At 67.3% G+C, this 12,791-nt stretch carries 14 protein-coding genes and 2 tRNA genes; 10 read left to right on the top strand and 6 right to left on the bottom strand.

The features are described from left to right. Positions 1 to 76: 76 nt before the first annotated feature. Positions 77 to 721: a 2-polyprenyl-3-methyl-6-methoxy-1,4-benzoquinone monooxygenase gene (gene coq7 / locus V3B25_RS07060; RefSeq protein WP_049401665.1), complete on the bottom strand. Its 645-nt coding sequence runs from the start codon at positions 719 to 721 to the stop codon at positions 77 to 79. Between the two features lie 197 nt (positions 722 to 918). On the opposite strand from coq7, the gene rplM reads away from it, so the two are divergent. Beyond that, positions 919 to 1,347, top strand: coding sequence for a 50S ribosomal protein L13 (rplM, locus tag V3B25_RS07065; RefSeq protein ID WP_005414692.1), 429 nt, complete (start codon positions 919 to 921; stop codon positions 1,345 to 1,347). A gap of 2 nt (positions 1,348 to 1,349) precedes the next feature. Beyond that, positions 1,350 to 1,742 carry a 30S ribosomal protein S9 gene (gene rpsI / locus V3B25_RS07070; RefSeq protein WP_005411311.1) on the top strand — a complete coding sequence of 131 codons (393 nt, stop codon included), beginning with the start codon at positions 1,350 to 1,352 and terminating at the stop codon, positions 1,740 to 1,742. A 279-nt stretch (positions 1,743 to 2,021) separates the two neighbouring features. Here the strand turns inward: rpsI and V3B25_RS07075 are convergent. Further along, positions 2,022 to 2,096, bottom strand: a tRNA-Gln gene (locus V3B25_RS07075). 55 nt (positions 2,097 to 2,151) lie between these two features. Next, positions 2,152 to 2,228, bottom strand: a tRNA-Met gene (locus tag V3B25_RS07080). A 120-nt stretch (positions 2,229 to 2,348) separates the two neighbouring features. Here V3B25_RS07080 and V3B25_RS07085 point away from each other — a divergent pair. From V3B25_RS07085 to bfr, 3 genes are all read left to right on the top strand, one after another. Continuing rightward, entirely contained in the window at positions 2,349 to 2,969 is a 621-nt protein-coding gene (locus V3B25_RS07085) for an RNA pyrophosphohydrolase (protein ID WP_032127170.1), read from the top strand. Positions 2,970 to 3,077: 108 nt separating this feature from the next. Further along, positions 3,078 to 3,287, top strand: a complete 210-nt coding sequence (locus V3B25_RS07090; RefSeq protein ID WP_005411309.1) for a bacterioferritin-associated ferredoxin — start codon at positions 3,078 to 3,080, stop codon at positions 3,285 to 3,287. A gap of 143 nt (positions 3,288 to 3,430) precedes the next feature. After that, the gene (gene bfr / locus V3B25_RS07095; protein ID WP_005419804.1) at positions 3,431 to 3,901 is read left to right on the top strand and encodes a bacterioferritin; all 471 of its coding nucleotides are present in this window, start codon (positions 3,431 to 3,433) and stop codon (positions 3,899 to 3,901) included. 58 nt (positions 3,902 to 3,959) lie between these two features. On the opposite strand, the gene V3B25_RS07100 is transcribed toward bfr, so the two are convergent. Genes V3B25_RS07100 through V3B25_RS07110 form a run of 3 tightly spaced genes read right to left on the bottom strand, consistent with a single transcriptional unit; the run spans position 3,960 to position 8,708 of the window. Further along, positions 3,960 to 6,158, bottom strand: coding sequence for an ATP-binding protein (locus tag V3B25_RS07100; RefSeq protein ID WP_329810372.1), 2,199 nt, complete (start codon positions 6,156 to 6,158; stop codon positions 3,960 to 3,962). Between the two features lies 1 nt (position 6,159). After that, positions 6,160 to 8,046 (bottom strand): EAL domain-containing protein, encoded by a 1,887-nt coding sequence (locus V3B25_RS07105; RefSeq protein WP_049424052.1) that lies wholly within the window; start codon positions 8,044 to 8,046, stop codon positions 6,160 to 6,162. Positions 8,047 to 8,090: 44 nt separating this feature from the next. After that, on the bottom strand, positions 8,091 to 8,708 hold the full coding sequence (locus V3B25_RS07110; RefSeq protein ID WP_049424055.1) for a DUF4126 domain-containing protein: 618 nt from the start codon (positions 8,706 to 8,708) through the stop codon (positions 8,091 to 8,093). A 179-nt stretch (positions 8,709 to 8,887) separates the two neighbouring features. Here V3B25_RS07110 and V3B25_RS07115 point away from each other — a divergent pair, with 179 nt between their 5' ends. The 5 genes from V3B25_RS07115 (at position 8,888) to ampE (ending at position 12,598) form a co-directional block, all read left to right on the top strand. Next, positions 8,888 to 9,631 (top strand): DUF6776 family protein, encoded by a 744-nt coding sequence (locus V3B25_RS07115; RefSeq protein WP_329810373.1) that lies wholly within the window; start codon positions 8,888 to 8,890, stop codon positions 9,629 to 9,631. A gap of 4 nt (positions 9,632 to 9,635) precedes the next feature. Beyond that, positions 9,636 to 10,100, top strand: a complete 465-nt coding sequence (locus tag V3B25_RS07120) for a polymer-forming cytoskeletal protein (protein WP_006398829.1) — start codon at positions 9,636 to 9,638, stop codon at positions 10,098 to 10,100. Positions 10,101 to 10,131: 31 nt separating this feature from the next. Then, positions 10,132 to 10,524 (top strand): iron-sulfur cluster insertion protein ErpA, encoded by a 393-nt coding sequence (erpA, locus tag V3B25_RS07125; RefSeq protein ID WP_329810374.1) that lies wholly within the window; start codon positions 10,132 to 10,134, stop codon positions 10,522 to 10,524. Positions 10,525 to 10,670: 146 nt separating this feature from the next. Beyond that, complete coding sequence (gene nudC / locus V3B25_RS07130) at positions 10,671 to 11,576, top strand: NAD(+) diphosphatase (RefSeq protein ID WP_329810320.1); 906 nt, start codon at positions 10,671 to 10,673, stop codon at positions 11,574 to 11,576. Positions 11,577 to 11,710: 134 nt separating this feature from the next. Continuing rightward, positions 11,711 to 12,598, top strand: coding sequence for a regulatory signaling modulator protein AmpE (gene ampE, locus V3B25_RS07135; protein ID WP_329810319.1), 888 nt, complete (start codon positions 11,711 to 11,713; stop codon positions 12,596 to 12,598). Positions 12,599 to 12,791 lie beyond the last annotated feature (193 nt).

Consider the following 12,791-nt stretch of genomic DNA (forward strand, 5'->3'; position numbering starts at 1 on the left):
GGCCGCTGGCCGGCAACCTCCGGATCTTCTGCGGCGTCTGCGTGGTTGCCGGCCAGCGGCCGGCACTACCTGGCGGTCACAGCCGGTAGGCGATGGTCTTCATGACCTTGGAAGCCAGCGCCATCGCGCCCGGGATCGGGAACGGCAGGCGGCGTGCGCCGGCCTGCTCGGCGTGGTCCGCATGGCGGGCCTCGTCTTCCTTCATCACGGCGATGACCGCGCGGCTGCGCAGGTCACCGGCCGGCAGGTCGACCAGGTGCTCGTCCAGATGGGCTTCCACCTGGCGCTCGGTCTCGACCACGAAGCCCAGGTTCCAGCCGTCGCCGCGCAGCCCGGCCAGAGTGCCGATGGTGTAGCTGCCGGCGTACCAGAGCGGGTTGAACAGGCTCGGACGGCTGTCCAGTTCGCCCAGGCGGGTGGCGCACCAGGCCAGGTGGTCGGTTTCTTCCTGGGCCGCTTCCAGCAGGTGTTCACGCGTGGCCGGGTCGCGGGCCACGGCCGCCTGGCCGAAGTAAAGGCCCTGTGCGCAGACTTCGCCGACGTGGTTGATCCGCATCAGGCCGGCCGCGTGGCGGCGTTCGGTGCTGTCCATGCCCGGCTCGTCGGTGTCCGCAGCCGGATAGGGGCGGGCCGCCGGCGGGTTGCCGAACACCGTGTCCAGGGCGCGCTGCGCCTCGGTCAGCAGGTGGTCCAGCGGGGTGATCTGGCGGAGCACGGTCATGGCGGTACACGGTGGGGCGGAAGACCCCGCGATTCTCGCCCGACCCCGTCCCCCTGCCAACCCGGTCAAGGGCCGGCTTGCAACGGGGGGCTGACCTGCGTACAATCCCGCCTCTTACGCTTCACCTTTTCACAACGCGTGGCAGAGTTCCGGCGAGCCTTTCGCCGCAATGAGCCCGACCTAACCTAGAGTTCTTCATGAGCACTTTCACTGCCAAGAACGAGACCGTCCAGCGCGACTGGTACCTCGTCGACGCCGAGGGCAAGACCCTGGGCCGTCTCGCCACCGAGCTGGCCCGCCGTCTGCGTGGCAAGCACAAGCCGGTCTACACCCCGCACGTTGATACCGGCGACTACCTGGTCGTCATCAATGCAGAAAAGATTGCCGTCACCGGCAAGAAGCTGCAGGACAAGATGTATCACCGTTTCACCGGTTACATCGGCAACCTGAAGACCGAATCCCTGGCACAGGCGCTGGAGCGCCACCCGGAGCGCGTGATCGAGATCGCCGTGAAGGGCATGCTGCCGAAGGGCCCGCTGGGTCGCCAGATGTACCGCAAGCTCAAGGTCTACGCCGGCACTGAGCATCCGCACGCCGCACAGCAGCCGCAGGTTCTGGATATCTAATCATGGCTATCACTCAAAACTACGGCACTGGCCGCCGCAAGTCCTCCACCGCTCGCGTGTTCCTGCGCAAGGGTTCGGGCAACATCACCGTCAATGGCCGTCCGCTGGACGAGTTCTTCGGTCGTGAGACCGCGCGCATGATCGTGCGCCAGCCGCTCGAGCTGACCAAGAACACCGAAAGCTTCGACATCCTGGTCACCGCCGCTGGCGGCGGCACCACCGGCCAGGCCGGTGCGATCCGTCTGGGCATCGCCCGTGCTCTGGTCGAGTACGACGAAACCCTGAAGTCCGAGCTGCGCAAGGCTGGCTTCATGACCCGTGACGCCCGTGAAGTCGAGCGTAAGAAGGTCGGTCTGCACAAGGCCCGCCGCGCCACCCAGTTCTCCAAGCGCTGATTTACCGCGCCTGGTTGGGCTCCTCCGGGAGCCCGCTGGTTGGACAAGCAAAAGCCCGGCTTCGGCCGGGCTTTTGTCGTTCCGGGGAGCGCATTTCGAGGTTGCCGGCCAGCGGCCGGCACTACCCGTGGTCCGCATGCCTGACCACGGTCTCTGTCTGGAGAAGAGCCCCCTTGTTGTTCAAGGGGGTGCGCCGACAGGCGCGGGGATAAGGTGGAATGCGCGACCAAATTAAAAGCAAAAGGCCAGATCTTTCGATCTGGCCTTTTGCTTTTAATTTGGCTGCCCCGGATGGATTCGAACCACCGAATGCCTGAGTCAGAGTCAGGTGCCTTACCGCTTGGCGACGGGGCAAAACGTGCAACTATTTTCTCACTTTTCACGCTGAAAAACAACTTGATTTTCAGTGTGGTGGCTATGGGTGGACTCGAACCACCGACCCCAGCATTATGAGTGCTGTGCTCTAACCGGCTGAGCTACATAGCCTTGGTGAGCCCGCTATTCTGCGGATGTGTATCGCCCCTGTCAACACTTTTGTATCGTGCTTGTGGGCCGACAGGCGGCATGGGATAGTCCCGACCAGTAGATTTTTTAGGAGTCCGCATCGTGATCGATCCGGACGGCTATCGACCGAACGTCGGCATTGTGCTGATGCGGCAGGACGGACAGGTGTTCTGGGCACGACGTGTGCGCCGGGACGGCTGGCAGTTCCCGCAGGGTGGCATGAATACCGACGAGACGCCTGTCGAGGCCATGTATCGTGAACTGCAGGAAGAGACCGGCCTGCTGCCTGAGCACGTGGAAGTGCTCGGGGCAACGCCCGGCTGGCTGCGCTACAAGCTGCCGGCGCGGGCCATCCGCCGCAACGAGCGGCAGGTCTGCATCGGCCAGAAGCAGGTCTGGTTCCTGCTGCGCCTGACTGGCGACGAATCCCACGTGAAGCTGGACCACACCGACTCCCCCGAGTTTGACCACTGGCGCTGGGTGGACTTCTGGTACCCGGTGGAGCACGTGGTGATGTTCAAGCGTGGCGTCTATGCGCGCGCCTTGCGACATCTGGCGCCGTTGGCGCGCGGGGTGGCCGGGCAGGGCGTGACCGCCATGCCCAAGAGCGCTGCGGAGGCCTGGATGCCGGGCCATACCGCCGGGCATGACCGCCCACGCAAGCGCCCACGGACCCGCGGCTACTGGCCGAAGAAGGCCACCGGCGATGGTCCGGCCACGTGACCGGCTGAACCGTATCGAGAATGGTTCAGGTCTCTGATTGACAACCATTCTCGTTTCCATTGGAATAGCCAACAGGCCACTCTTGGCCTGTCAGCCCGGTTCACGCCTGTGTACGTCTGCATCTGCAACGGAGTCACCGACCACCAGATCCGCGAAGCCGCCAGCCATGGCGTCAGCACGGTGGCCGAACTGACCATGCGTACCGGTTGTGGTGCCACCTGCGGTTCCTGCCTGGACATGGCCGGCGATCTGCTGGCCAAGGCGCGTGCCACCCACGATCTGCCGCTGCCGGTCCTCGGTCTGGCCCAGGTCGCCTGATCGTCTCTTTCGCGGCGCGTTGACGCCGCGCTTTCGCATCCTTCACGTGCGGCCGCACAGGCCAATGCGCACGATTCGCGTTCCTTCACGGCCGCGCGCAAGGCGTTAAAGTGCCTGCGTTTTCAGCGTGCAGGAGCACCCCCATGAAGGGCGACACCAAGGTCATCGAATTCCTCAACAAGGTCCTCTACAACGAGCTGACCGCGATCAACCAGTACTTCCTGCACGCCAAGATGCTGAAGAACTGGGGCATCAAGGAGCTGGCCGAACACGAGTACAAGGAATCGATCGACGAGATGAAGCATGCCGACATGCTTGCCGACCGCATCCTGTTCCTCGAAGGCCTGCCGAATTTCCAGGCGCTGGGCAAGCTGCGCATCGGCGAAAACCCGACCGAGATCCTGCAGTGCGACCTGTCGCTGGAGCGCGACGGCGTAGTGACCCTGCGCGAGGCCGTGGCCTACTCCGATTCGGTGGGCGACTACGTCAGCCGCCAGCTGTTCGTGAAGATCCTCGACTCGGAAGAAGAACACATCGACTGGCTGGAAACCCAGCTCGACCTGATCGAGCGTATCGGCGAGCCGAAGTACCTGCTCAGCAAGCTGGAAGAGTGACGTAGCGTCGAGCTTGCTCGACTGTGATCAGCATGGCGATGGTCGAGCAAGCTCGACGCTACCGATGCTGTGCCAGGTAGCCCGTCAGCGCCACGCGCGCCCGGGCGAATTCGGCAACCAGCAGCGCCACCGCCACTGCGGGGCGCTGCAGGCTGCCACTACGGGCTTCGTGCTCGATCCGCTGCGCGATTGCCGACAGCGACAACGCCCCCACGTTCGCACTCGATGATTTAAGGCTGTGGGCGATTGCCTGCAGTCGCGGCTCGTCGCTGCTCTGCGCGGCCTGCTGCAGCTGCTGCACCATCGCCGGCGCATCCTCCAGGAACACCGAGACGATCTGGAGGGCGGTATCGCCGATCACCGCCTGCAGTTCGTCCAGCACATCACGGTCCAGCACCGGTTGCGTCACCGCTTGGCTTTTCGTCTCTTGTAGAGCCGGGCCATGCTCGGCTGGCGGGATTCCACTGGCCCCGGATGCATCGCCGTCGAGCAAGCTCGACGCTACGACATCGCGTGATCGCTGCCCCCAGCGCCTCAACAGCGCATGCAAGGTGGCGCGTGCGATCGGCTTGGACAGGTAATCGTCCATGCCGGCCTGCAGGCAGCGTTCGCGGTCACCGGCCATGGCGTTGGCCGTCATCGCGATGATCGGCAACCGCGAGCGCCCGGTTTCCGTTTCTTCCGCACGCCAGCGGCGCGTGGCGGCGTAGCCGTCCAGCACCGGCATCTGGCAATCCATCAGCACCACGTCCACGCCGCCCTCGCGAAGGGCGGCCAGTGCCTGCTCGCCGTCGGCGGCGTTGCGCACCTCGCACTGGAACACGCGCAGCAGATGCTCGGCCACCATCCGGTTGACCGTGTTGTCTTCCACCAGCAGCACGCGCAGGTGCAATGGCGGCAGCGTCGGTGCGGGCAAGCCGTCTTCGGCATTGGCCAGCAGGGCGGCAGGGCGGGCAGGCGTGGCAGGCGCCGCCAGCAGTGCATGCAGCGCTGCATCATCGAAATGCGGGAGCAGCTGGCGTTGGCGCGGGCGTTGTGCAGGCGTGTCTTCCTGCAGCCACAGTACCTGCAGTGCATCATCGTCGCCGCGCTCGGCCAGCGCCTGCTGCAGCGTGACCTCGCCGTTGCGGCGGGTGCGGGAATCGACAATCAGCCATGCCGGTGCTGGTTGTCCGGGCCGCGCGGGAGCGCGCAGGCGCTCGACCACGGCATCCAGCTGTGCCAGCGCCTGCACCTGCAGCCCATGGTGGGCGGCGATGCGCTCGATGCGTGCCTGCAGCGTTGCATCGGCGCTGAACAACAGTAGCGCTGCGGGGGCGCGCGCCATCGCAGGCAGGTCGCCGGGTACTTTCAGCAGCGGGATCTCGAACCAGAACGTTGCGCCCTGGCCGGGCGTGGACTGCACGCCGATCTGCCCGTGCATCAGGTCGATGATGCGCTTGCAGATGGCCAGGCCCAGGCCGGTGCCACCGTAGATGCGCGTGGTCGAGGCATCGGCCTGGCTGAAGGACTGGAACAGGCGTGCCTGCAGTGCCTCATCGATGCCGATGCCGGTGTCGATGATCTCGAAGCGCAGCTGGTGCTGGGCCGCACCTTCGCCCAGGCGCTGCACGCGCAGCTGCACCTGGCCGCGGGCGGTGAACTTGATGGCGTTGGCCAGCAGGTTGCTCAGCACCTGGCGCAGGCGTACCGGGTCGCCGCGCACCGGCAGGCGCACCGATGGGTCAAGCTGCAGGGCCAGGGACAGGCCCTTGGCATCGGCGGCGCGCTGCATCAGCTGCACCACGCCATCGAGCAGGTCGCGCAGGTTGAAGCTGGTGATCTCCAGTTCCAGCGCCTGCGCTTCCAGCCGGGAGTAGTCGAGGATGTCGTCGACGATGCGCAGCAGCTGCTGTGAACTGGCCGAAGCGGTGGCCAGCATCTGCCGCTGGTCTTCACCCAGCGGCCCGCGCGCGATCAGCTCCAGCATCGGCAGGATGCCGTTGAGCGGCGTGCGGATCTCGTGGCTCATCGTGGCCAGGAACTCGCCCTTGGCCAGCACGGCCGCTTCGGCGGCCTGCTTGGCCTGCAGCAGCTGCTGTTCCAGCTGGCCCTGGCGTTCGGTGGTATGGCGCAGCTGGTCGCGCTCGGCGGCCAGCGCGCTGTGCTCGCGCTGCAGCTGGGCCAGTGCCCGGCTGCGCGCGCGCAGGCGCAGGCCCAACTGCAGCAGTGCGACGGCCGCAGCAAGGGCAACCAGCAGCACGCCCCACAGCGGCACCTCAGAGCACCGCGTTGTGGAAGTCGAAGTTCAGGTCACTGCCGGCCGACTGCACCATGTTGCCCTGGATGTAATCGACGCCGCCGACCCACATCGCTGCCGCGGCCTGCGGGTCCTCGATCTGCTGGCCGATGATCTGCAGCCCGGCGGCATGCGCCTGTTCGATCGCCTTGCGCAGTTCCTCGCGCGTGGCCGGGTTGGAATGGCTGCTGGAGAACCGCGCGGCCATGCGCACGAACGACAGCGGCAGCTGGGTCAGCAGTGCATCGGCTTCGCCACTGGGTTCGAACTGGCTCAGGCAGAAGCGCACGCCGGCGCCGGCCATGCGCTGGCAGAACTGCTGCAGCGGCACGGTGTGGATCAGCGCGTCGGGCAGGCGCACGTCGATCACCAGCGCACTGCCGGGCAGGTCACGCTGCTGCAGTGATTCCAGCAGCCAGTCGCCAAAGGCATCGCGCTGCAGGGTGCGCAGCGACTGCGAAACGAACAGGTTCAGCGGTTGCGTTGCGTGCCTGTACAGGTCCAGCAGGCCCAGCGCATGGTCCATCACCTGCTGGTCGAGGTCGGCGATGCGGCCTGCCGCTTCGGCGGCGGGAATCACCTGGCCGGCCGCCAGCACCGTGCCGTCGGCCTGGCGCAGGCGCAGCAGCAGCTGGTACTGCGCGGTGTTGCCACCGGCGACAGCGACGATCGGCTGATAGGCCAGCTCCAGCTGGCCTTCCAGCAGTGCCAGGTGTTCCTGTTCGGTGACGGCCTGGCGATGCACGTGGCCCGCCACGCCGGCGCTGAGCAGACGTGCCTGCAGGGTGGTGCGCTCGACCGCTTCCAGTGCAGCGTTGGCATCGTCGAAGCCCGGCGACAGCGGCGCGTAACCCACCACGCCGCGCAGATGCACCGATTCATCATCGCGGATCACGAAGGCGCGCGCCGAGAGCTGCTCACGCAGGGTCGCGGCGATGCTTTCCAGGCTGTCTTCATCGGTATTGCGGGCCAGCAGCAGGAAGCTGTTGTCGTTCAGGCGTGCCAGCAGGTGCGGATGGCCGGCCTCGGCCAGGCGCTGCCCGGCCTGCACCATCAGGCGCTCGAAGGCGGCGTAGCCATAGCGTTCGCGCAGGCCCAGCGCGCTGGCCACTTCAATGAAGAACACGCCGCCCCGGTCGCGATGGGTGAGGGTGGCGTTGAGTTGCTGCAGCACGTGGTGACGTGTCGGCAGGCCGGTTTCCGGATTGCTGGTGGCCGGTGCGCCGGTAGCACCAGGCAGGGTCGCTGCCTGCGCACGTGCGCGGCGGATGCGGTTGGCCACGGCGGCGATCAGGTGGCGGGGGCGGATCGGCTTGCTCAGATAATCGTCGGCGCCGCTGTCGAGCACCTCGAACTGGCGTTCCGGGTCCGGATCGCCGCTCAGGAACACGATCGGCAGCAACTGCAGGCCAGGCTGCTGGCGGATCAGCGCGGTCAGGCGCATGCCGTCCAGGCCGGGCAGGTGCAGGTCCATCAGGATCAGGTCGGGCCGATGCTCCTTGATCGCCTGCAGCGCGCCGTCGGCATCGCTGTGCACGATCGCCTGCATGCCGGCGCCATGCAGCACGCTCTGTGCGAACAGGGCCTGCGCGCGGTCGTCCTCGACGATCAGCACGCGGTAGGGCGAATCGGAGGGCGGCGGCGCCTGGTCGTTGTTGCCAGCCTCGGCCAGCACGGCCGGGGCCGGCAACGGCGGCGGTGCGCTGCCGATCGATGCGGGTGCGTCGGAGGCGGCCAGCGGCGGAACCGCGGCCGGCGCTGCGGCGACCGCGCTCGCCGGTTCAGCGGTCCAGCGTTGCCAATGATCGGCCGGAGGGGTTTCAGCGCGTCCCGGGCGGGCGCCCGCGGGGGATTCGTTTGCGGCCATCGGTGCTCCTGGTGTTCGCGTCCATTATGCGACAAGCCCGGCGATCAACCGGTACCGGGCTGGCGTGGACTGTCGGGCGACGCACTGCGTGTCAGCCAGCGCACGCCCTTCCACAAGGTGCGCCAGACCAGCCACACCAGCAGCGCGCCGGCCAGGCTGCAGGCCAGCACCACGATCAGCGCGATCCACGGGTGTGCCAGGGCCAGGGCCAGGCCACCGACCACCACGGTGTCCTCGGCGGCGGAGGCCACCCAGTTGCTGGCAGGCTCGGGCGATGTATTGAGCAGGGCGCGGGTGCCGGCCTTCAGGCCATGGCTGGCCAGCGCGACACCGGCACCGGCAGCAAGTGCGCCGGTGCCCAGCTGCCCATCCGGCGACAGCGTGGCTGCGGCAAGGAAGGCACCTGCGGGTACGCGTGCCAGGGTCTGCACCAGATCCCACGCCGAGTCGACGCCGGGAATCTTGTCGGCGAAGAATTCGGTCACCGCCAGCGCTGCCGAGGTGCCCAGCACCCACCACGATTCGGTGGCCTGCAGGGCCGGCGGCAGGTCGACCCAGCCGAGCAGGCCGGCCAGGCCGACACCGAACACGGTGAGGTAGACGCGGATGCCGGCCAGCCAGGCCAGCAGGATGCCGATCACGAACAGGTGGGCTTCGGTCATGGCGATGCTCCGGCGACGGAACTGTGCAGGGGACCACACTATCGACGATGGCATGCCTGAACGCCACAGACGGTGGCTCGCCACTGCGCAGGAAACCCACCCGTCCTGTCATACACTAGCCCGTCGTTTGCCACAGGGGCCGTACCGGTGTCGCCCTCGCGATGCCCCGGAATCCACCCATGACCAACCGTCCTCCCATGCGCGTGCAGGTTCGCCTGCCCGGCGCGCCGCAACCGCCGGCCGACCGTCGCCGCCTGCTGGTGATCGGCGGCATCTGGCTGCTCAGCCTGGTGCTGGCCGTGCTGGGTGGCTGCTGGATGGCCACGCCGCGCGATGCACAGGGCCAGCGCCTGCAGGCCGCCGAGAACCGCGCCGAGACGTTGCAGGCGCAGCTGACCGAACTGCGCCAGAAGCAGGCCACGCTGGAAGCCTCCGACCGCATCAGCCGCGCCGCCAACACCGAGGTGCAGTCCTCGCTGGCCGAACGCGATGAGGAAATCGCCGGCCTGCGTGCCGACGTTGCCTTCTATGAGCGCCTGGTGGGTTCGACCAGCCAGCGCAAGGGCCTGAACACCCATTCGATCGAGTTCAGCCCGGAAGCGGCCGGCACCTGGCAGTACACCGCCGTGCTGACACAGAACCTCAACCGCGGCGCCATCAGCCAGGGGCAGATGCGTTTCACCGTGGAAGGCGTCAAGAACGGCAAGCTGGCCACGATCAGCTGGGATGATCTGCACCAGCGCAGCAAGGTACCGGGACAGGATTACTCGTTCCGGTACTTCCAGCAGCTCACCGGCAGCGTGATGCTGCCGGCTGACTTCACCCCGCAACGCGTGCGGGTGACATTGGGGAGTGGTACGGGGGGTACCACCCAGGTATTCGACTGGAAACAGGCCGGTGCGCCGGCCGCCAAAGGGGAGTAGGCAGATGTTCGGAAGCAGCAAATCCAACCGTGAAGGCCAGCTGGTTGTGGATGCCCTGATCGGCAACCAGGTGGTGATCCGCGGTGATGTGGAATTCAGTGGTGGCCTGTATGTGGAAGGCCGCATCCATGGCAAGGTGATCGCCGCCGAGGGTGCCAGTGGCGCGACCCTGACGGTCGCCGAGCACGGCGTGATCGAAGGCGAGATCCGTGCCCAGGTGGTGGTCATCAGTGGACGCCTGGACGGCGACGTGCATGCCACCGAGAAGGTCGAACTGACCCCGAGCGCGCGGGTCAATGGCAACGTCCATTACCAGGTGGTGGAGATGAATGCGGGTGCCCAGCTGAACGGCCGCCTGATCCATGCCAGCGCCCCGATGGCGGCCCTGCCGGCCCCGGAAGGTGATGAGGCCAATGGCGGCAAGGGTGACACCGCCGCACGCCGCAAGCTGGCCGAGGCGATGGCTTGAAAGCCATCGTCGGCACCCCCATGCTGACACCATGAGCACGCTAGTCTCCCTGCCCGGCGCCCCCCCGGTCGCCGCGCCCGATTACCAGTCGCTGGAGCGCCCGCTGAACTTCACCGAGTCGGCGGCCGCCAAGGTCAAATCCCTGATCCAGGAAGAGGGCAACCCCGACCTGGCCCTGCGCGTGTACATCGAAGGCGGTGGCTGTTCGGGCTTCCAGTACGGGTTCGAGTTCGACGAGAACCGTGCCGAGGATGATCTGGCGGTACAGACCAGCGGGGTGACCCTGCTGGTCGACCCGCTGAGCCTGCAGTACCTGATGGGCGCCGAGGTGGACTACACCGAGAGCCTGACCGGTGCCCAGTTCGTGATCCGCAACCCGAACGCCAAGACCACCTGCGGCTGCGGCAGCAGCTTCAGCATGTAAGAGGCCTGTGGCCGGAAGGTGCCAACCAAGGTTGGCACCTCTGTAGATCCACGCCATGCGTGGATGCTGTGCCTGCACGCCCACACCGGCAGATTGCGCACAGCGCCGAACTTGCCACCTGCATCGATTGGCGGCACGCTTGCCGGATGCCCAATACTCCTTCGCCGCTTTCCGGTTTCGCCTTCGTTGGCGAACCGCTGGAGCGCGCCGATGCCCTGCGCGACGATGCCGATGCACTGGCGCGCCTGTGGCCGGGCGCGCGCATTCTCGTGCTCGATCAGGACGGCAGCGCCTTCACCGGCGATGACGACCAGCCGCTGGCGCTGACCGGCGTCGACATCGGCGGCGGCCCCGGTGCCGCGATCTTCCTTGGCCTGCGTGGCGAGCAGGCCTGGTTCTCGGTCGAAGCCGCCAACGTTACCGTCACGGCCCCGCGCCGCCTCGACCTGCGCCAGGCCGCACTGCTGTGGCCGATGGGCGATGCGACCGCCTTCAGTTATGCCCGCGGCATGTCCTACTGGCACTCGCGCACCCGCTTCTGCGGCGTGTGCGGCGGCGCCGTGGCGTTTGCCCGTGGTGGCTTCGTCGGCCGCTGCGGGCAGTGCGCCACCGAGCACTACCCGCGTGTCGATCCCGCCGTGATCGTCGCCGTGGAAAACCAGGGCCGGCTGCTGCTGGGCCGGCAGTCGAACTGGGCACCGCGGCGTTACTCGGTGCTGGCCGGCTTCGTCGAACCCGGCGAGACCTTCGAGCAGACCGTGGTGCGTGAAGTGCACGAGGAGAGCAAGGTACGGGTGACCGCCTGCCAGTACCTCGGTTCGCAGCCGTGGCCGTTCCCGGGCGCGCTGATGATCGGTTTCCGTGCACAGGCGCAGGATGACCTGCCGACCGTGGATGGCGAGCTGGAAGATGCGCGCTGGTTCAGTGCCGACGAGGTCGGTGCTGCACTGGCACGCGATGTGGAGGACGATGGCCAGGGCATCCGCCTGTCGCCGCCGATCTCGATTTCGCGCGGCCTGATCGAACACTGGTACCGGCAGCAGAAGGGCTGAGCGGGGCTGACGGTGGCGCCTGTATTGCCGCCACCTGAACACGGCCCGGGTTACAGTCCGGTTCACCGCTGAGGGCGCCGCTGCGACAGGTAAGGTAGCGACGCCGAGCGTTCTGTTTCGTAGGGAGACCTGCCATGTTCACCACTCTGGCCGCCGTGCTGGTGGCACTGGCCCTGGGCCATGTTGCCCCGGCCGCTGCCGCCTCGCTGCGCCGTTTCGACGGCTTCCGGCGTTGGCTGGGCTGGCTGGACGCGCGCGGTGGCAAGGCCTGGCAGGGGCCGGCAGGCGTTGCCCTGGCACTGCTGCCGCCGCTGCTGCTGATGGCGCTGCTGGCGTGGTTGCTGCGTGGGGTGCTGTTCGGCCTGCCGTCGCTGCTGCTGGGCGTGGCGGTGCTGGCGTGGTGCTGGGGCCCGCGCGATCTGGACCGCGATATCGAAGCGATCATCGATGCCGATGACGCGGCGACGCGCCAGGCCGCGGTGCGTAACCTGCAGGCGGCCGGTGGCAGCCTGCGCGAGGACGTGCCGTCGCTGGTCGAAGCGACGGTGCTCAATGCATTGCGGCGCTGGTTCGCGGTGCTGTTCTGGTTCCTGCTGCTGGGCCCGGCCGGTGCTCTCGGTTACCGGCTGCTGGCGCTGATGGCGGAAAGCCCGATGCGTGCCCGCGTGCCGGTGGAGCCGCTGGCGCTGGCGCAGCGCCTGCTGGGCTGGATCGAGTGGCCGGTGGCGCAGCTGATGGCATTTTCGATGGCGCTGGTGGGCAACTTCGATACGGCGTGGAAGGCCTGGCGCCAGGCCCACGGCGAGCGCCTGGCCGGCAACATCGGCTTCCTGGGCGCGGTGGCGCGGGCCAGCGTCAATGCCGAGCTGCGCGAGGATGCGCACGATTACACCGAGGCGGGGCTGTTGCCGGTGTGGCAGCGGTTGCCGGACCTGCGGGATGCGATGAGCCTGGTGTGGCGGATGCTGCTGCTGTGGCTGGCGATCCTCGCCCTGCTGGTGATTGCAGGCTGGGTGACGTAGTTGCTTTGCAGGGCTTGCAGCCCTGCACCTGCAGAGGCAACAGCAACAGCAACAGCAACAGCAACAGCAGCTCTGGATTGGTGATGGTTGGGCGGGGCGGTGTGGGGCTGCAGGACACGCCGTAAACCCGTCCTTGGGGGCTCGATGGCGCCATCCATGGCGCCAACGGTCCTGCAGCCCCACACCGCCCCAC

Source organism: Stenotrophomonas sp. SMYL8 (assembly GCF_036320065.1).
In the GTDB taxonomy this organism is placed as follows: Bacteria; Pseudomonadota; Gammaproteobacteria; order Xanthomonadales; family Xanthomonadaceae; genus Stenotrophomonas; species Stenotrophomonas maltophilia_A.